The following is a 16,793-nucleotide window of genomic DNA, read 5'->3' as shown; positions in this document are numbered from 1 at the left end:
GTTCCGATTTCGCGTGGATTGTCCAGTGCTGTCGAGTCCGCCATTCCTGTCGCGGGCGCGGAAGGTTCCGCCAGAACCGGCCCGCGAAGACCGCCCGGCGCTTTTCGCTGCCGGCTCCTGCGGTTCCCTGCGTCAGGCATGTGCGTTCCGGTGCGCGTCACCGGCCGTCAAAAGGTATTGCTACATGGCTGAATCATCCCCTACCGAATACTTCATACAAGGCATCACCAAGAGCGGGAGAAAGTTTCGGCCGAGCGATTGGTGCGAGCGCCTGGCCGGCGTGATGTCGGGCTTCGGCCCAAAAGCGAAAGGGCCCAATGCCCGCCTGCAATATTCCATCTACGTTCGTCCGACGATGATCGGCGACATCAAGGTCGTGATCGTCGATTCGCGCTTACGTGACATCGAGCCAATGGCGTTCGACTTCGTCCTGAACTTCGCGAAAGACAACGATCTGGTCGTGACCGAGGCGTGCGAACTGCCGCCGCATCACGGCACGCAGACTCAGCAGCCCCAGCCGTGACGCTGGCCTGACCAAGCAGCAGACGCAAAAAAGCCCGCCGAAGCGGGCTTTTTCGTTACTGCGCAGCGGAAACAGGAAGCTGCTTCGACGAACGCCCCGAACGCGAAATTCGCGAAAACCGGAAAGCGCCCGCCCGAAGCGAGCCAGAATTACTGGGCAGCGGGGGCTTGCAGGCCCTTGATGGCTGCAGCCAGGCGGCTCTTGTGACGAGCGGCCTTGTTCTTGTGGACGATCTTCTTGTCCGCGATGATGTCGAGCGTCTTGATCGACGTCTTGAACACCTCGGCGGCCTTGGCTTGATCGCCGGCGTCGATAGCCTTGCGAACTGCCTTGATGGCCGTGCGGAACTTCGAGCGCAGCGCCGAGTTGTGCGAGTTGGCTTTGGCGGCCTGACGGGCGCGCTTGCGAGCTTGTGCGGAATTTGCCATGACGGTTTCCTTTTTCCTGTTTCAGCTGTTACTTGTCCGGAGCGCGCCGGGCCGGCGAAGGCTTTGAAAAGCCCTGATGCGGACGATCGCGCGCTGCCTTTGATCTCGAATCCCGGGAACGATTGCCCGAGAACCTCTAAAACATAGCCGGCCGGAGCCGGAAAAGACGCGAAGCTGCTCGATCCATGGAAAGCCAATGGAATTTTGGAGCCTCGAAACCCGCGATTATAGCAAGGGAATATGAGACATGACAAGCGCGGCGTGGACCGCGCTGGCGCGAGACGACGCCCTCGACATCGGTCAAACGTGCGGTGTTGGCCGCCAGCAATGAGCGGAGTCTCATGGGCGCGGGGCGCGCGGCCCGTATAATAAGCGCCCCATGAATCTATTTCGAGCCCTCCTGACGGTCAGCGGCTTCACGCTGCTGTCGCGCGTGACCGGCCTGATCCGCGAAACGCTGATCGCCCGAGCCTTCGGCGCCAGTATTTATACCGACGCGTTCTACGTCGCCTTCCGAATTCCCAACCTGCTGCGGCGTCTCTCCGCGGAAGGCGCGTTCGCGCAGGCGTTCGTGCCGATCCTCGCCGAGTTCAAGAACAGCAAGGGCCACGATCCGACCAAGGCGCTCGTCGACGCGATGTCGACGGTGCTCACCTGCTTCCTCGTCGTACTGTCTGTGGCCGGCATGCTGGGCGCGAGCTGGGTGGTGTTCGCGGTCGCGTCGGGGCTTCAGCACGAGGGCGCGGCGTATGGCCTCGCGGTCTCGATGACGCGCATCATGTTCCCGTACATCGTCCTCATTTCGATGACGACCCTCGCCTCGGGCGTGCTCAACACGTACAAACAGTTCTCGCTGCCCGCGTTCGCGCCCGTGCTGCTGAACGTATCGTTCATTTTCGCGGCCGTGTTCGTGGGGCCGCATCTGAAGATTCCGGTCTATGCGCTCGCGTATGCGGTGATCGTCGGCGGCGTTCTGCAATTGCTCGTGCAACTGCCCGGCCTGAAGAAGATCGACATGACGCCGCGCATCGGGCTGAACTTCCGCGCCGCGCTCGCGCATCCGGGCGTCAAGCGCGTGTTGCTGAAGATGGTCCCGGCGATGTTCGCGGTCTCGGTCGGGCAGTTGAGCCTCATCATCAACACGAATATCGCGTCGAACATCGGGGCGGGCGCGGTGTCGTGGATCAACTATGCCGACCGGCTGATGGAATTCCCGACCGCGCTGCTCGGCGCGGCGCTCGGCACGATTCTGCTGCCGAGCCTCTCGAAAGCGCACGTCGACGCCAATCACGACGAATACTCCGCGTTGCTCGACTGGGGGCTGCGCATCACGTTTTTGCTGGCAGCGCCGAGCGCGGTCGCGCTGTTCTTCTTCGCCGAGCCGCTCACCGCGACGCTCTTTCACTACGGCAAGTTCGACAACCATTCCGTTGTGATGGTCGGCCGCGCGTTGTCGGCATACGGGATCGGGCTGGTCGGCCTCATCCTCATCAAGATTCTCGCGCCGGGCTTCTACGCCAAGCAGGACATCAAGACGCCGGTGAAGATCGCGGTCTTCGTGCTGATCATGACGCAGGTGAGCAACTACGTCTTCGTGCCGATCTTCTCGCACGCGGGTCTGACGCTTTCGATCGGCCTCGGCGCGCTCGCCAACGCGTTCCTGTTGTTCACGGGGCTGCGCCGCCGCAAGATCTACCGGCCTTCGCCGGGCTGGCTGCGCTTTTTCGCGCAACTGTTCGGCGCGTGCCTGATTCTTGCGGGCACGATGCACTGGGTGGCGATCAATTTCGACTGGATCGCCATGCGCGCGACGCCGTTCCTGCGCATCGCGCTTCTCGGTGCGAGTCTCGTTGTGTTCGCCGCGCTATATTTCGGTATTCTTGCCGCAATGGGCTTCAAATACGCCTATTTCAAGAGACGCACGCTTTGATGACGACAACGCGTATCCTCGATTACTTCTCTTCGCTGATGGCGGACGACGACAGCCTTCCGCTCACGGAAGCGGCCTTGTCGCTCGCACAGGACGCGTATCCCGATCTCGACCTGCAGGCCGTGCTCGCGGAGATCGACGAACTCGTCGTGCGCGCGCGCCGCCGCATACCCGACGACGCCGACGCGAAGCATAAAGTCGATGCGCTGAATCGCTACTTCTTCCGTGAGCTGGGCTTTTCCAGCAACCTCAACGATTACTACGATCCCGACAACAGCCATTTGCATGTGGTGTTGCGACGCCGGCGCGGCATTCCGATCTCGCTCGCGGTGATCTATCTGGAAATGGCCGAGCAACTCGGCCTGCCGGTGCGCGGCGTGTCGTTTCCGGGGCATTTCCTGCTGCGCGTCGCGACGCCCGGCCAGGATCTGATGCTCGACCCGACGACCGGCCAGACGCTCTCCGAAGCGCAGATGGTCGAAATGCTGGAGCCGTACGTGCAGCGCGTGGGCGAATCGATCGGCAGTGCGTTGCGCGTGCTGTTGCAACCCGCGACGCGGCGCGAGATCGTCGCGCGCATGCTGCGCAATCTGAAGGGCATTTATTTGCAGACGGAGCGCTGGCAGCGTTTGCTCGCGGTTCAGCAGCGGCTCGTGATCGCGTTGCCGCACAGCATCGAGGAAGTGCGCGATCGCGGCTTCGCGTATGCGCGGCTGGATTATCTGCGGCCGGCGCTGGAAGACCTTGAGCGATACATCGAGATTCGTCCGGATGCCGAAGACGCGACCGTCGTCGAAACCGAACTGCACGAGTTGCGACAGCGCACGCAGCAAGGCGACTGAACGCAGACTGAACGCAAACGGCGGACTTCGGGAGAAGCCCGCCGTTTTCACATGCGCGGCGTCATTTCGGCTGCATGCGGATCGCGCCGTCGAGGCGGATCACTTCGCCGTTGAGCATCGGATTGTCGAAGATCTGCTTGACGAGCATCGCGTATTCGTCGGGTTTGCCGAGACGCGGCGGGAACGGCACCATTGCGCCGAGCGTGTCCTGCACTTCCTTCGGCATGCCGAGCAGCATCGGCGTTTCGAACAGGCCCGGTGCAATCGTCATCACGCGGATGCCGCTCTTGCTCAGGTCGCGCGCGATGGGCAGCGTCATGCCCGCGACGCCGCTCTTCGACGCCGCATAGGCCGCCTGGCCGATCTGTCCGTCATACGCCGCCACCGACGCCGTGTTCACGATCACGCCACGCTCGCCCGCCGCGTTCGCTTCGTTCTTCGACATCACGTTGGCCGCGAGCCGGATCATGTTGAAGGTGCCGATGAGATTCACCGCGATCACCTTCGAAAAGAGATCGAGCGCGTGCGGACCGTCGCGTCCGACCGTTTTCGCCGCCGGCGCGATGCCCGCGCAGTTCACGAGGCCGCGCAGGGCGCCGAGGCTCGACGCGGTATCGATGGCGCGTTGGCCGTCGCTTTCCTGGCTCACGTCGCATTTGACGAACGCGCCGGACAGTTCTTTCGCGAGCGCCACGCCCGCTGCTTCGTTCATGTCGGCGAGCACGACCTTGCCGCCTTGCGCCGCGATGAGCTGCGCGGTCGCCGCGCCGAGACCCGACGCGCCGCCGGTGATCAGAAAGACGTTGCCTTGCATCTCCATGTTTCTTCTCCTTTTGTGTGATTCGTGCGCGCGGAAGCCAGGGTAAAGCCGCTCGCGCCGATGTCATTCCTCGTGGGAAACCTCGTGCGAAACGCGTCGATTGTAGCGAAGCCGCAGGCTGCAAATTCGCACGATGGTCATGCGATTTCACGGCACAAAAAAACCCGCTCACGAAGAGCGGGTTTTCACGGAACGCGAGCCGGCGGACGCGTTACTTCAGCGCGTCGAACACACGCGTGCGGATTTCATCGACGGTGCCGAGGCCCGCGACCTTGCGATACTCCGGCGCCTTCAGACCGTTCGGCGCTTCGCCGCTCTTTGCCCAGTCGTTGTAGTACGCGATCAGCGGCTTGGTTTGCGCAACATACACGTCGAGCCGCTTTTTCACGGTCTCTTCCTTGTCGTCGTCGCGCTGGATCAGCGGCTCGCCGGTCACGTCGTCGGTCATGTCGACCTTCGGCGGATTGAACTTGACGTGATACGTGCGACCCGATGCCGCATGCACGCGACGGCCGCTCATCCGAGTGATGATTTCGTCGAAGGGCACATCGATTTCGATCACGTAGTCGATGGCCACGCCTGCGTCTTTCATGGCTTCGGCCTGCGGCAGCGTGCGCGGGAAGCCGTCGAAGAGATAGCCGTTCTTGCAGTCGTCGGCCAGCAGGCGTTCCTTCACGAGATTGATGATGAGCGAATCCGGCACCAGCTCGCCCGCGTCCATGAAGCGCTTCGCCTCGACGCCGAGCGGCGAGCCTGCCTTGACGGCTGCGCGCAGCATGTCGCCGGTCGAAATCTGCGGAATGCCGAATTTCTCCTTGATGAAGTTTGCCTGGGTGCCCTTGCCCGCACCGGGTGCGCCCAACAGGATCAAACGCATGGTGATCTCTCCGAATCGTCTATAAACCGCTTCAAGCCGCGAGGCTGATTTGACATCCGGTGGCCTGGCTCGCGCGGCGTCGACGACAGGGCGCGCAGCCGAAAGGAGACGGCGGGCACTTGCGGACAGCGGCGCAACGTTGAGCGTGGCGCTGACCGGAAGGCTCGCGCAATCGCTTGATTATGCCACGGCGCTTTACGATTGCGACCGTAATAACGCGCATAGAAAACGCCACAAACCCCGCCGAATGGGGCGTTCAGCGGGGTTTACACGGGTTGCCGCGCGGCTTTCAGTCGGCTTTAGGGAAGAGCGCCTGGACGCGCACGAGATCGGCCGGCGTATCGACACCGGGCGGCGGGGCGTCCTGCGTCACGCGCACCGCGATGCGTTCGCCATGCCACAGCGCGCGCAGTTGTTCGAGCGCTTCGGCTTCTTCGATCGGCGCTTGCGCGAGGTTCGGGAAGTTGCGCAGGAATTTCGCGCGATACGCGTAGAGGCCAATATGCCGCAGCACATTTTCCGGCACGGACGGCAGTTTGCCGAGCGCGGCGACGTCCGGCCAGTGCGGTTGCCAGAGATCGCGCGTCCACGGAATCGGCGCGCGCGAGAAGTAGAGCGCGACGCTCTTCGCATCGAGCACGACTTTCACAACGTTCGGATTGAACACGTCGGCGGGATCGTGAATCGGATGCGCGGCCGTCGCGATCGCGCATGCGGGATGCGCCGCGAGGTGATCGGCGACATCGCGCACGAGTTGCGGATCGATGAGCGGCTCGTCGCCTTGAACATTCACGACGATGGCGTCGTCGCTCCAGTTCAGGCGCGTCGCCACTTCGGCCAGACGATCCGTGCCGGTCGGATGATCGGCGCGCGTCAGCATCACTTCGACGCCGTGATCGCGCGCGGCCTCGACCACGCGGTCGGAATCGGTCGCGACGAGCACCTGGCTCGCGCCCGATTCGCGCGCGCGCTCGGCGACGCGCACGACCATCGGCTTGCCGCCGATGTCGGCGAGCGGTTTATTCGGCAGGCGCGTGGACGCGAGGCGCGCGGGAATGACCGCGATGAACGGAACGGACATACCGGCGTGCTCAGGCTTCGCCGGCCGGTTTGAGCGGCTCGACGGGCGTGCCTTCCACGGTCTGACGCGCTTCGTCGACGAGCATCACGGGAATGCCGTCGCGGATGGGGTAGGCGAGTTTGTCCGCGCTGCAGACGAGTTCCTGCGCCGCGCGATCGTAAGTGAGCGGCCCTTTGCAGATCGGGCAAACGAGGATTTCAAGCAGACGTGCGTCCACGGAGTTTCTCCACAACTAGAGCGATGAGGCGCGGTCTTAGCACGGCTTGCACCGGGACGACCCAGATGCGTGCGTCGCGCCAGGCGCCCAATTTTACTGCATCCTTTTCGGTGATCAGGATCGCATCGGCGTCGATGCCGGCAAACGGATTCTCGCGATACGAATAGTGATCGGGAAACGCGCGCGTCGCCGGCGCGATGCCCGCCGCGCGCAGCGTCGCGAAGAAGCGCTCGGGCGAGCCGATGCCCGCCGCCGCGACCACTTTTTCTCCGGCGAACTGATCGAGCGGGCGGCGCTGGTGCGGATCGTCGAGCAGCCATGCGTCGCCGGATTCGAGTTCCAGCGCGAAGGTGTTCGGCCACGGCGGCAGCGTGCGCTCGTAGGGACTGTTGATGAGCGTCGCATCGCGGCGGCGCGACATCGGCTCGCGCAACGGGCCCGCTGGCAGCAGAAAGCCGTTGCCGCCGAGACGGGCATCGAAGACTACGAGTTCGAACGCGCGCGCGAGGCGATAGTGCTGCAGGCCGTCGTCGGAAACGAGGACATCGACGTGCGGATGCGCTTCGAGCAGCGCCTTCGCGGCGGCGACGCGATCCGGGCAGACGAACACCGGCGCGTGCGTGCGCCGCGCGATCAGGAGCGGCTCGTCGCCGACCTGCGCGGCGGCGGAGCTCGCCGTGACGCTCGTGGGCTTCGCGACCTTCGCGCCGTAGCCGCGCGAGACCACGCCCGGCTGAAACCCGGCGGCGCGCAACGCTTCGACGAGCGCGATGACGGTCGGCGTCTTGCCCGTTCCGCCGACGGTCACGTTGCCCACGACGACCACTGGCGCGCCCACCTCGACGCGCTTCATCCAGCCGAATTCGTAGAAGGCGCGGCGCGTGGCCGCAATCGCGCCGAAGATGCAGGCGAAAGGCGTCAGCGCCCAGGCGACCGGGCCGCGCCGACGCCATTCGCGGGCGAGGAAGTTTTCGAGCGGCGGCTTGAGATCAGACATGGACCGCCTTCGCGCTGAACGCTGGCGGGCGGCAGGTCGGGTACGGCATGGCGTGCAACGGCAGCTCCTCGGATCACGGTTGGCGTTGGACGACGCCCGGCGTTTCGCGGCTCGCAATCGAACAGGATTCGGCCGCGCCAGCCGGTGCTGGAACCCGGCACTCTAGCGCGCGCGGGCCGTGGGCGCCAGTCGCGAGCGAGGGCGACGATTCGATTCCGTGCCATTCGGACGCCTGTGGATAACTCTGTGGAGAACTTCCAGCCGACAAACCGCGATCGCCTCTCAGGAAAGAGTTGCTCCGGGAGTGACAGTGTTCGTAAAAATTTATCGTAGAAAAATCAGTCGCTTGCAACGAACTCATCGGCCTGAGCCAATGTCGCGCGGCGCACGGCGGTAAGTCTTTCTGTGTGGACACTTGTTACACTTGCGTACCTCGTTAAGCGGCGGTTGTGCCTCGCAGACAATGGCCGCGCCTGAAGCTTTTTCCCGTCCAGCCATGATTCCCGATTCCCAGCCGTCGCAAAGCGGCGATGCCGTCATCCTCGTTTCCGTGCTCAACCGCGCGATCAACTCGATGCTCGAACGGTCGTTTCCACTCGTCTGGGTTTCGGGCGAGGTGTCGAACTTCACGCGCGCGGCGAGCGGCCATTGGTACTTCTCGATCAAGGACGCGAACGCGCAGATGCGCTGCGTGATGTTCCGCGGCCGCGCGCAGTACGCCGAGTTCACGCCGCGCGAGGGCGACAAGATCGAGGTGCGCGCACTCGTCACGATGTACGAGCCGCGCGGCGAACTGCAACTCAACGTCGAAGCGGTGCGTCGCACGGGGCAGGGCCGGCTTTACGAAGCGTTTCTGCGCCTGAAGGCGCAACTCGAAAGCGAAGGACTCTTCGCGGCCGAACGCAAGCGCGCATTGCCGGCGCATCCGCGAGGCATCGGCATCGTGACGTCGTTGCAGGCGGCCGCGTTGCGCGATGTGCTCACGACCCTCGCGCGCCGTGCGCCGCATGTGCCGGTCGTCGTGTATCCGGCGCCGGTGCAGGGCGCGGGCGTCGGCGCGAAGCTGGCGGCGATGGTCGAAGCCGCGAACGCGCGGCGCGAGGTCGATGTGCTGATCGTGTGTCGCGGCGGCGGGTCGATCGAGGATCTGTGGGCGTTCAACGAGGAAGTCCTCGCGCGCGCGATCGCGGCGAGCGCGTTGCCGGTGGTGAGCGGCGTCGGCCACGAAACCGATTTCACCATCGCCGATTTCGCCGCCGACGTGCGTGCGCCTACGCCGACCGCCGCCGCCGAGCTCGTCAGTCCGCAGCGCGTGTTGCTGTTGCGCGATCTCGATCATCGGCATGCGGCGCTCGCGCGCGGCTTTGGCCGGACGATGGAACGCCGCGCGCAGCAACTCGACTGGCTCACGCGCCGGCTCGTGAGTCCCGTCGAACGGCTGGCGCGGCAGCGAACGCATCTGCGGCAGCTGGCAAGCCGGCTCACGGCGGCGGGCGCGCGGCCCGTGCGGGATGCGCGGGCGCATTTCGCGCTGGCGCATTACCGCTGGCAGCGCAAACGTCCGAATGTCGCCGTCGAGCGCGAGCATCTGCTGAGGCTCGCGCAGCGCATCGGCAGCGCGCACGAGCGGCGCGCGGAACGAGAGAAAGCGTGCGTTTCGGAACTGGCGGCGCGCTTGCTTGTGCTGAGCCCGCAGCGCACACTCGAACGCGGCTATGCCGCCTTGATCGACGCGCAAACCGGCCGCGCCGTGCGTGCGCCGAACGCATTGAAGCCGAAGCGGCCGCTCACCGTCCATCTCGCGGAAGGATCGGCGGACGTGGTGCTCGCCGACGTGCAGGCGCGTCTGTCAGATGAATTCTGAGCCCGGCGCGACGCGTGGAATCGGCGTACATTTGACGTGCCTGAAAAGGCTTGTCAGAGCACTTTTTACGCAGCCTGAGGCGAATCGAAAGCAATATTGCTCATAAAGGGCACACGGTTTGCTGGGTTATCCCAACTCGCCTACAATCCAGTGCTCCACTGCTGGACGCCTCACAATCCCACAATCCACATAGAAAGGAAGCTCGCATCATGGAACATACGCTCCCGCCGCTGCCGTTCGACAAGAACGCGCTCGCTCCGCACATGTCGGAAGAAACGCTCGAGTATCACTATGGCAAGCACCACCAGACCTATGTGACGAACCTGAACAAGCTGATCCCCGGCACCGAATTCGAAAATCTGCCGCTGGAAGAAATCGTCAAGAAGTCGTCGGGCGGCGTCTTCAACAACTCGGCGCAGGTCTGGAATCACACGTTCTTCTGGAACAGCCTGTCGCCGAACGGCGGCGGCGCTCCGACGGGCGCGCTGGCTGACGCGATCAACGCCAAGTACGGTTCCTACGACAAGTTCAAGGAAGAATTCGCCAAGGTCGCGACCGGCACGTTCGGCTCGGGCTGGACGTGGCTCGTGAGGAAGACCGACGGCACGGTGGATATCGTCTCGACGAGCAATGCCGCCACGCCGCTCACGACGGACGCGAAAGCGCTCGTGACCATCGACGTGTGGGAGCATGCTTATTACATCGACTATCGCAATGCGCGTCCGAAGTTCATCGAGGCTTACTGGAATATCGTGAACTGGGATTTCGCGTCGAAGAATTTCGGTTCGTAAGCTCGCGTGAAAATGATTGCGGCATTCTAAAGTGAACTGCGAAGGCCGCAATCAGAATAAAAAGCCCTCGTGAGAGGGCTTTTTTCGTTGATGTGTCGGGTATGAGTTCTTTTAGGGAACGTCGAAGTCTCACTTAGTCTAACGGGATTCTGGTCGCCGAATCGGCCTCCGATTTCCATGTTGGTTTTGCCAACACAGACGCGAGCTGAACAATGACGACACGCTATCATCAACTCGATTCGCTGCGCGGCATTGCCGCTTTGACGGTCGTGTTCAATCACTATGCGCAGATCACGCCGACGCGATGGCTGCAGCACGTTCCATGGCGCGTAATCGCGGAAGGGCATTCCGCCGTGATTCTGTTCTTTGCGCTGAGCGGGTTCGCCCTCGCCATGCAAATTACCGGCGACAGCAAACCAGGTTTCGCCGAATTTTTGGTCAAGCGCGTCTGCCGTATTTACATCCCTTATCTGGTTGCGGTTCTCGCTGCCTACGCCACGTATTGCGTGCTCTACCAGTCGAATCTGTCCTGGACCGGCGAATGGGCCAATCAGGCATGGCACGCGGGCATCGATCGACATGATCTGCTGAATCACATCTATTTTCTGATTCCATTCAGCAACTGTACGCTCGATCCGGTGCTTTGGTCGCTGGTCTACGAGATGCGCATCTCGCTTATCTTTCCGATTCTCGTCGTCATAGTATTCGCCATGCCCGCATGGTTCTCTGTAGCACTAAGCGTTTGTTTGTCGCTCGCGGCGTTCGGCTATTACCATCATCTGCAACGCACGCTCATGGACGCGAGCATTCAGGGCGAATGGATGCCGACCATCCATTACATTTCGATGTTCATGCTCGGCGCGCTCATTGCGCGGTATCGCGAAGCCATCGCATCGAAGCTTGGCTCATATTCCGCGCGATCGCTTTTCGGCGCATTGGCGATTTCTCTCGCCCTATATGGTTTGGTGGGCTCGATAACGCGCCATTCGATTTCCAACGATGTGCTGCGCAGTTTCGCGGACGACTGGGTTGTCCTTCCGGCCGTGACCGGCATTCTGCTTCTGGCGATTTCGCTCAGGCCATTCGCCGCCTTTCTGACTGCACGGCCATTGGTGTTCCTCGGCCAGATTTCCTTCAGCCTTTATCTCCTGCACTGCATCGTTTTGCTGGGCGTCCTGCATTATTTCGGCGACACGTATCAAGATATGTCGCTGATCATCGCCGCCGTGCTGATTCTTCCGGTCAGCATCGCGGGGTATTACGCGATCGAAAAACCGTCGATTCGATTGGGGCGTTATCTCACGCGGGGAAAGCAGCGCGGCAGAGCGACGCTCGGCGCGAGATCGTAGGCCGTTGCTGCGCGGATCGGAACGCGAGCCTAAAATAACGGCTCGCCGCAATGAATCGCAACATCGTCATGAAACGCTTCGCAGGGCTGTGCCTCACGGCCTGGTCGGCCGCCGCATTACTCTATTTCGGCCGAAATAGCGCCGCGCTCATCGTGCTCTCCGGCGTGCTCGCGCTCGCCGGCTTCGATCTGCTTCGTCCGGAATCGGGGCGCGGCTCGTAGCTTATCGCTGCTTCGCGCCTTCCCAGTTGATATCGACGCACAGCACCTGCAAGCCATAAGGCGTCTGCGCGGCGATCGACGCCGTCACGCAAAGGTGCGCCTCGTTGATCGACAGATACGGCGCCGTCAGATGCATGCGCCCCGGCGCGCGCAGCGCCTCGATGAAATACGGCCGGCGTTCCCAGCTAGCGCCCTCCGAATGCAGCAGCGGGCTGAAACGCTTCGCGCGTTGCGACGTGCGCACGATCGGCACGACGTTGTCGCCGATCTGCCGGCCGGCCTGATCGAGTAGGAAGCAGCGCGCGGTGTCGGCGAGTTGCAGCAGTTCGCACGTCGCGGTTATGAGCGACTCGCCTTCCATCAGCTTGACTGACGCGCGCCCCAGCCCGCTCACGTAAGGTTCGAGACGCGCGATTTGCGCCCGCTCGCGCGCCGCGACGCGCTCGCGCGAGGCCGCCGACAACGCATCCATCACGCCGGCCGCGACTTCGCTGTGCACCGAATCGACGCTCGGCTGCGCGAAATACGCGCCCTGCACGAAGTCCACATTGCATTCCAGCGCGATAAGCGCATCGCGTTCGGTCGCGAGGCCGCCCATCAGAACGAGCTGACCGGATTCATGCAGCAGCGACACGAGGCGCGGCAGCACGCGCTCGATATGCGAGTGCTCGGTCGCCTGCTGAAGGATGCAGCGGTCGAGCGTCACGATGTCGGGCCGCAGATGCCACACGCGATCGATGTTCGAATGCTTCACGCCGAAGCCGTCCAGCGCGATCAGGAACCCCGACTTGCGCAGCGAATCGACGATTTCGGCGAAGCGCGTCGTCTCGCCGCCCGCCTGCTCGGGCACTTCGAGCACCACGCGCTGCGGCGAAAGGCCGATGTTCTTCAGCGACGCGAGCAGCGCATCGCCGTAGCTCGTGTCCATCAGCGCGGCGGGATGCAGGCTCAGAAAGAGCCATTCGTCGTGGCTGTCGAATGCGTTGAAGTTGCCCAGATGCAGCGATTCCGCGAGCCGGCCGAGTTCGAGCAGATCGCCGCGCCGCGCGGCCTGCGTGAACACTTCGTGGGACGGAATGTGGCGATGCGCGTCGTCGCGCGCGCGCAAGGAGGCGTGATAGCCGATCGCGCGCCGGTGCGACACCGAAAACACGGGCTGAAACACGCTGAAAACGGTGTACTCGCCGTACAGCACGGTGCGACGCGATCCATCGTCGCCGGCGACGGGGCGCGGCGGCTGGAAGCGGGGAGGGTCGAGGTCAACCATGCTCATGGTGGCGGGGCGAATAACTTTATCGAGATAGTTTATCGGATCGGCATTCGACCGTTCGAGCAAAAAGCGTGCAAATTCAATATCCAAGCGGCGCCGAGGGGTTATCGCGTGCTGCCGGTGGGCCTATTCGTGTGCGGATTGGGCGCCGCATGCCGCAGAGCCGGGAGCGCGCGCCGTGCAAACGTGCGTGCGGGCACCGGCGCGGTGCGCGATCGGATGATCCGGCTCTGCGGCGCTTCAGTTCGATTCGGACGGATCGGGCTTTCTGCGCGCCGCGCGCACTTCCGGCGCGAGCTGGCCGAAGATCCACGCCGTCGCCGCCGTGATGATGCCGACGCACAGGAACGTCGCGTGGAACGCCGGCAACGAGTTCGTCTCCGTCACCTGCGGCAGGATTCCCGTGAAGGTCGACAGAATCGCGCCCGCGACGGTCACGCCGAGACTCATCGAGAGCATTTGCACGAGCGAGAAGAGACTGTTGCCGCTGCTCGCGCCGCCGGTGCCGAGGTCCTTCAGCGTGAGCGTGTTCATCGCGGTGAACTGCATGGAATTGATGGCGCCGAAAATCGCGAGTTGCACGAGCCGCAACCAGAGCGGCTGATGTGCGCTCATGAGCCCGAAACTGGCCATCATCAAGCCGACGAGCACCGTGTTCACGACCAGTACGCGCCGGTAGCCGTGCCTTTCGATGAGCCGCGTGACGACGCGCTTGGACGCCATGCCGGCGGCTGCGACGGGCAGCATCATCATGCCGGCCTGAAACGGCGTGTAGCCGAGACTCACTTGCAGCAGCAGCGGAATCAGATAGGGCATCGCGCCGCTGCCGATGCGCGCGAAGAGATTGCCGAGCAGGCCGACGCTGAACGTGTGGATCTTGAAGAGATCGAGCGAGAAGATCGGCTGGGCGGCGCGCGTCGCGTGCAGGCCGTAGGCGACGAAGCAGCCGAAGGAGAGCACGAGCAGCACGATCACGATTGCGTGCGCGAGGCCGAGGTCGGCGAGGCCGTCGAGGGAAATCGTGAGCGCAACCATGCCGACCGCGAGCAGCACATAACCGGCGAGATCGAAGGGCGCGGTCGCCGGATTGCGGCTGTCGGGCATGTACAGATTGGTCGCGATGCAGCCGATCACGCCGACCGGCAAATTGATCAGGAAGATCCAGTGCCACGATGCGATCTGCACGAGCCAGCCGCCGAGCGTCGGGCCGATGAGCGGGCCGATCAGCCCCGGAATCGCGACGAACGCGAGCGCGGAAAGATAGCGCTCGGCCGGAAACACGCGCAGCACGGCGAGGCGTCCGACCGGCAGCAGCATCGCGCCGCCGACGCCCTGCACGACGCGATACGCGACGAGCGCCGAAAGCGACTGCGCGTTCGCGCAGAGCAGCGAGCCGATCGTGAACACGAGAATCGCGCTGAAGAACACGCGCTTCGTGCCGAGCTTGTCGGCGAGCCAGCCGGAGACGGGGATCATCATCGCCATCGTGAGCGAGTAGGCGATCACGACGCCCTGCATGCGCAGCGGCGCTTCGCCCAGGCTTCGGGCCATCGCGGGGAGCGCGGTGTTGACGATCGTCGAATCGAGCGTCTGCATGAAGAAGCCCGTGGCGACGAGCCACAGCATGATGGAGAGCGATCGGTCGGACGGCTGTGCTGTGGCGGTGTCGGTCATTGGGCGGGGCTTACTTTCGCAGCTCGGCGACGAAGTCGTAGTAGTCGTTGCGGCAGTAGGTATCGGTGAGCTCGATCGCGCGTTGATCGGCCGTATAGCCAACGCGCGTGATGAGCAGGAGCGCGTCGTGTGGCGCGATGCCCATCTGCTCAGCAATCTCCGGGCTCGCGTTCACCGCGCGGAAATGTTGCAGCGCGCGCACGATGGAAAGCCCGCGCGCGTCGAGATAGCTGTAGAGCGAATCGCCGATGGTTTGCGGATCGGGAATGCACGACGCGGGAAAGGTGGAGTTCTCGACGGCCATGACGATGTCATCGGCGAGACGCAGGCGTTTCAAACGCGTGACGGCGGCGGCGGGAGAGAGACCGAGCTGGATGACTTCTTCGCGATTGGCCGGCTCGATGGTGCGCGAGAGCCACTTGGAGCTGGGCTTGAAGCCGCGGCGCCTGAGCATCTCGGAGAAACTGGACAGCCGCGAGAGCGGATCTTCGTAACGCGGCGTGATGAAGCTGCCCGCGCCTTGCTCGCGGCGAATGAGCCCTTGTTCGACCAGTAGCGCGATCGCCTTTCGCGATGTGATCCGCGAGACGCCAAGCGCCTCCGACAGCACACGCTCGGACGGCAGCGCTTCACCTGCGTTCCAACGATTGTCGTGGATGGCGTTGGCGAGCTTGCGGGCGAGTTGAAGATAGAGCGGTGTGTCGCTGTCCGGGTCCGGGCGCAAGTCGCGCCAACGGTCTTCCGAGGTCGGGTTCATAAAGCGGACGCTAATGGGCCAAGCGGGGATTTTAAGGTAAATAGAGGGGGTATTTGCTGCGTTTCTTGCCGGATCCCGAAAGCAAGTTTCACGAAAGCCGTCCCAACGCCCGCAGGCTCAAGCCGTAGCCGGCCCACCCACCCCGCGCCCGCCGCGCATATAAAGCGCAACCGACAACGCCACCGCCGCGGCCGCCGCCAGCGCGGCGAACAGAAACACCGATCCATACCCCAGCTCCCCCGCGACATACCCCGCGAGCGGCCCGGTCAGCCCGAGCGACAAATCGAGAAACACCGAATACGCCGAAAGCGCCGCGCCACGGCTGGCCGGCGGCACGAGCCCGACCGCCTCGACGCCCAGCGCCGGAAACACCAGCGCGAAGCCGAAGCCGGTCAGCGCCGCGCCCGCGAGCGCAAAGGTGGGCTCGGCGGCGAGCCACAGCATCACCAGGCCCGCGCACTCGAAAGCAAACGACACGATCGCCACGCGGAACCCGCCGTATGCCTTGATCGTATTCGCGAACAACAGCCGCGCGCCGATGAACATCGTGCCGAACACCGTGAGCGAAAGCGCCGCATTCGGCCAGTTGTGCGCCGCGTAGTAGAGCGTGATGAACGTCGCGATGGAGCCGAATCCCACCGATCCGAGCGCGAGTCCCAGTCCATGCGGCAGCACACGGAAGAACACGCTCCGATACGACATGCGCTCGCCGTGCACGATGGGCACGCTCGCCATGCGCGTCGCGAGCCAGTAGCCGAAGCCGCCGAGCGCGATCACGATCAGTCCGAGCGACGCGAAGCCCAGCCAGTGTTCGATCGCGACGCCGAGCGGCGCGCCGATCGCCAGCGCGCCGTAAGTGGCGATGCCGTTCCACGAAATCACCTTCGCGTTATTCGTCACGCCGACGCGCCCGATACCCCACGTGATCGACCCCGTGCCGACCCAGCTCTCGCCGAAGCCGAGCACGAGCCGCGCGATCACCAGCAGCACGAGACTCACCCCATGCCACTGAGCGGCGAGCGCCGAGCCGAGCAGCAGCACGCCGCTTGCCGCGCATGCCGCCAGACCGTATAACACCGTTTTCTTGGGCCCGAGCGTATCGGCGGTGCGGCCCGCGAGCGGCCGCGACATGAGCGTCGCGAGGTACTGGAC

The 16,793-nt window shown here is 63.8% G+C and carries 17 protein-coding genes; 7 read left to right on the top strand and 10 right to left on the bottom strand.

The features are described 5' to 3' along the window. The first annotated feature begins 184 nt into the window (after positions 1–184). A complete protein-coding gene (locus AWB82_RS11275; RefSeq protein WP_086967228.1) occupies positions 185–523 on the top strand; it encodes a DUF3579 domain-containing protein in 339 nt (112 codons plus the stop codon). A 149-nt stretch (positions 524–672) separates the two neighbouring features. Here AWB82_RS11275 and rpsT read toward each other — a convergent pair whose 3' ends face one another. After that, positions 673–951 carry a 30S ribosomal protein S20 gene (gene rpsT / locus AWB82_RS11270; RefSeq protein WP_086967227.1) on the bottom strand — a complete coding sequence of 93 codons (279 nt, stop codon included), beginning with the start codon at positions 949–951 and terminating at the stop codon, positions 673–675. A gap of 379 nt (positions 952–1,330) precedes the next feature. Here rpsT and murJ point away from each other — a divergent pair, with 379 nt between their 5' ends. Next, positions 1,331–2,881 (top strand): murein biosynthesis integral membrane protein MurJ, encoded by a 1,551-nt coding sequence (gene murJ, locus AWB82_RS11265; RefSeq protein WP_086967226.1) that lies wholly within the window; start codon positions 1,331–1,333, stop codon positions 2,879–2,881. After that, entirely contained in the window at positions 2,881–3,723 is an 843-nt protein-coding gene (locus tag AWB82_RS11260) for a SirB1 family protein (RefSeq protein WP_200818084.1), read from the top strand. Before murJ ends, AWB82_RS11260 begins: the two co-directional genes overlap by 1 nt. A 61-nt stretch (positions 3,724–3,784) precedes the next feature. Here the strand turns inward: AWB82_RS11260 and AWB82_RS11255 are convergent, their stop codons facing one another. The 5 genes from AWB82_RS11255 to lpxK form a co-directional block, all read right to left on the bottom strand. Then, positions 3,785–4,543: a 3-hydroxyacyl-CoA dehydrogenase gene (locus AWB82_RS11255; protein WP_086967224.1), complete on the bottom strand. Its 759-nt coding sequence runs from the start codon at positions 4,541–4,543 to the stop codon at positions 3,785–3,787. 211 nt (positions 4,544–4,754) lie between these two features. Continuing rightward, positions 4,755–5,420, bottom strand: a complete 666-nt coding sequence (adk, locus tag AWB82_RS11250) for an adenylate kinase (protein ID WP_086967223.1) — start codon at positions 5,418–5,420, stop codon at positions 4,755–4,757. Between the two features lie 289 nt (positions 5,421–5,709). Beyond that, complete coding sequence (gene kdsB / locus AWB82_RS11245) at positions 5,710–6,501, bottom strand: 3-deoxy-manno-octulosonate cytidylyltransferase (protein ID WP_086967222.1); 792 nt, start codon at positions 6,499–6,501, stop codon at positions 5,710–5,712. Positions 6,502–6,511: 10 nt separating this feature from the next. Beyond that, positions 6,512–6,718 carry a Trm112 family protein gene (locus tag AWB82_RS11240; RefSeq protein ID WP_086967221.1) on the bottom strand — a complete coding sequence of 69 codons (207 nt, stop codon included), beginning with the start codon at positions 6,716–6,718 and terminating at the stop codon, positions 6,512–6,514. After that, complete coding sequence (lpxK, locus tag AWB82_RS11235; RefSeq protein ID WP_086967220.1) at positions 6,699–7,715, bottom strand: tetraacyldisaccharide 4'-kinase; 1,017 nt, start codon at positions 7,713–7,715, stop codon at positions 6,699–6,701. Before lpxK ends, AWB82_RS11240 begins: the two co-directional genes overlap by 20 nt. Before the next feature lie 496 nt (positions 7,716–8,211). On the opposite strand from lpxK, the gene xseA reads away from it, so the two are divergent. The 4 genes from xseA (at position 8,212) to AWB82_RS37925 (ending at position 11,940) form a co-directional block, all read left to right on the top strand. Further along, positions 8,212–9,579 (top strand): exodeoxyribonuclease VII large subunit, encoded by a 1,368-nt coding sequence (xseA, locus tag AWB82_RS11230; protein ID WP_086967219.1) that lies wholly within the window; start codon positions 8,212–8,214, stop codon positions 9,577–9,579. Positions 9,580–9,788: 209 nt separating this feature from the next. After that, a complete protein-coding gene (locus AWB82_RS11225) occupies positions 9,789–10,370 on the top strand; it encodes a superoxide dismutase (RefSeq protein ID WP_086967218.1) in 582 nt (193 codons plus the stop codon). Positions 10,371–10,582: 212 nt separating this feature from the next. Continuing rightward, on the top strand, positions 10,583–11,719 hold the full coding sequence (locus AWB82_RS11220) for an acyltransferase family protein (protein ID WP_086967217.1): 1,137 nt from the start codon (positions 10,583–10,585) through the stop codon (positions 11,717–11,719). 68 nt (positions 11,720–11,787) lie between these two features. Further along, the gene (locus AWB82_RS37925) at positions 11,788–11,940 is read left to right on the top strand and encodes a hypothetical protein (protein WP_200818083.1); all 153 of its coding nucleotides are present in this window, start codon (positions 11,788–11,790) and stop codon (positions 11,938–11,940) included. Between the two features lies 1 nt (position 11,941). Here AWB82_RS37925 and AWB82_RS11215 read toward each other — a convergent pair whose 3' ends face one another. From AWB82_RS11215 to AWB82_RS11200, 4 genes are all read right to left on the bottom strand, one after another. Next, complete coding sequence (locus AWB82_RS11215) at positions 11,942–13,213, bottom strand: EAL domain-containing protein (protein WP_086967341.1); 1,272 nt, start codon at positions 13,211–13,213, stop codon at positions 11,942–11,944. A 237-nt stretch (positions 13,214–13,450) separates the two neighbouring features. Then, a complete protein-coding gene (mdtD, locus tag AWB82_RS11210) occupies positions 13,451–14,884 on the bottom strand; it encodes a multidrug transporter subunit MdtD (RefSeq protein WP_086967216.1) in 1,434 nt (477 codons plus the stop codon). Positions 14,885–14,894: 10 nt separating this feature from the next. Next, complete coding sequence (locus tag AWB82_RS11205) at positions 14,895–15,641, bottom strand: GntR family transcriptional regulator (protein ID WP_086967215.1); 747 nt, start codon at positions 15,639–15,641, stop codon at positions 14,895–14,897. Between the two features lie 117 nt (positions 15,642–15,758). Continuing rightward, positions 15,759–16,793 (bottom strand): MFS transporter (locus AWB82_RS11200; RefSeq protein WP_086967214.1); only part of this gene is annotated, 1,035 nt, incomplete at its 5' end.

The sequence above is a fragment of the Caballeronia glebae genome, assembly GCF_001545035.1.
GTDB lineage: Bacteria > Pseudomonadota > Gammaproteobacteria > Burkholderiales > Burkholderiaceae > Caballeronia > Caballeronia glebae.
The sequence above is the reverse complement of the archived record's forward strand: the minus strand, read 5'-3'. Positions and strand labels throughout refer to the sequence as shown.

What these genes read in the sequence shown, in the direction of transcription:
- AWB82_RS11275 (WP_086967228.1), top strand. Translation starts at nt 185, where the DNA reads ATGGCTGAATCATCCCCTACCGAATACTTCATACAAGGCATCACCAAG.
- rpsT (WP_086967227.1), bottom strand. Translation starts at nt 951, where the DNA reads ATGGCAAATTCCGCACAAGCTCGCAAGCGCGCCCGTCAGGCCGCCAAA.
- murJ (WP_086967226.1), top strand. Translation starts at nt 1,331, where the DNA reads ATGAATCTATTTCGAGCCCTCCTGACGGTCAGCGGCTTCACGCTGCTG.
- AWB82_RS11260 (WP_200818084.1), top strand. Translation starts at nt 2,881, where the DNA reads ATGACGACAACGCGTATCCTCGATTACTTCTCTTCGCTGATGGCGGAC.
- AWB82_RS11255 (WP_086967224.1), bottom strand. Translation starts at nt 4,543, where the DNA reads ATGGAGATGCAAGGCAACGTCTTTCTGATCACCGGCGGCGCGTCGGGT.
- adk (WP_086967223.1), bottom strand. Translation starts at nt 5,420, where the DNA reads ATGCGTTTGATCCTGTTGGGCGCACCCGGTGCGGGCAAGGGCACCCAG.
- kdsB (WP_086967222.1), bottom strand. Translation starts at nt 6,501, where the DNA reads ATGTCCGTTCCGTTCATCGCGGTCATTCCCGCGCGCCTCGCGTCCACG.
- lpxK (WP_086967220.1), bottom strand. Translation starts at nt 7,715, where the DNA reads ATGTCTGATCTCAAGCCGCCGCTCGAAAACTTCCTCGCCCGCGAATGG.
- xseA (WP_086967219.1), top strand. Translation starts at nt 8,212, where the DNA reads ATGATTCCCGATTCCCAGCCGTCGCAAAGCGGCGATGCCGTCATCCTC.
- AWB82_RS11225 (WP_086967218.1), top strand. Translation starts at nt 9,789, where the DNA reads ATGGAACATACGCTCCCGCCGCTGCCGTTCGACAAGAACGCGCTCGCT.
- AWB82_RS11220 (WP_086967217.1), top strand. Translation starts at nt 10,583, where the DNA reads ATGACGACACGCTATCATCAACTCGATTCGCTGCGCGGCATTGCCGCT.
- AWB82_RS37925 (WP_200818083.1), top strand. Translation starts at nt 11,788, where the DNA reads ATGAAACGCTTCGCAGGGCTGTGCCTCACGGCCTGGTCGGCCGCCGCA.
- AWB82_RS11215 (WP_086967341.1), bottom strand. Translation starts at nt 13,213, where the DNA reads ATGAGCATGGTTGACCTCGACCCTCCCCGCTTCCAGCCGCCGCGCCCC.
- mdtD (WP_086967216.1), bottom strand. Translation starts at nt 14,884, where the DNA reads ATGACCGACACCGCCACAGCACAGCCGTCCGACCGATCGCTCTCCATC.
- AWB82_RS11205 (WP_086967215.1), bottom strand. Translation starts at nt 15,641, where the DNA reads ATGAACCCGACCTCGGAAGACCGTTGGCGCGACTTGCGCCCGGACCCG.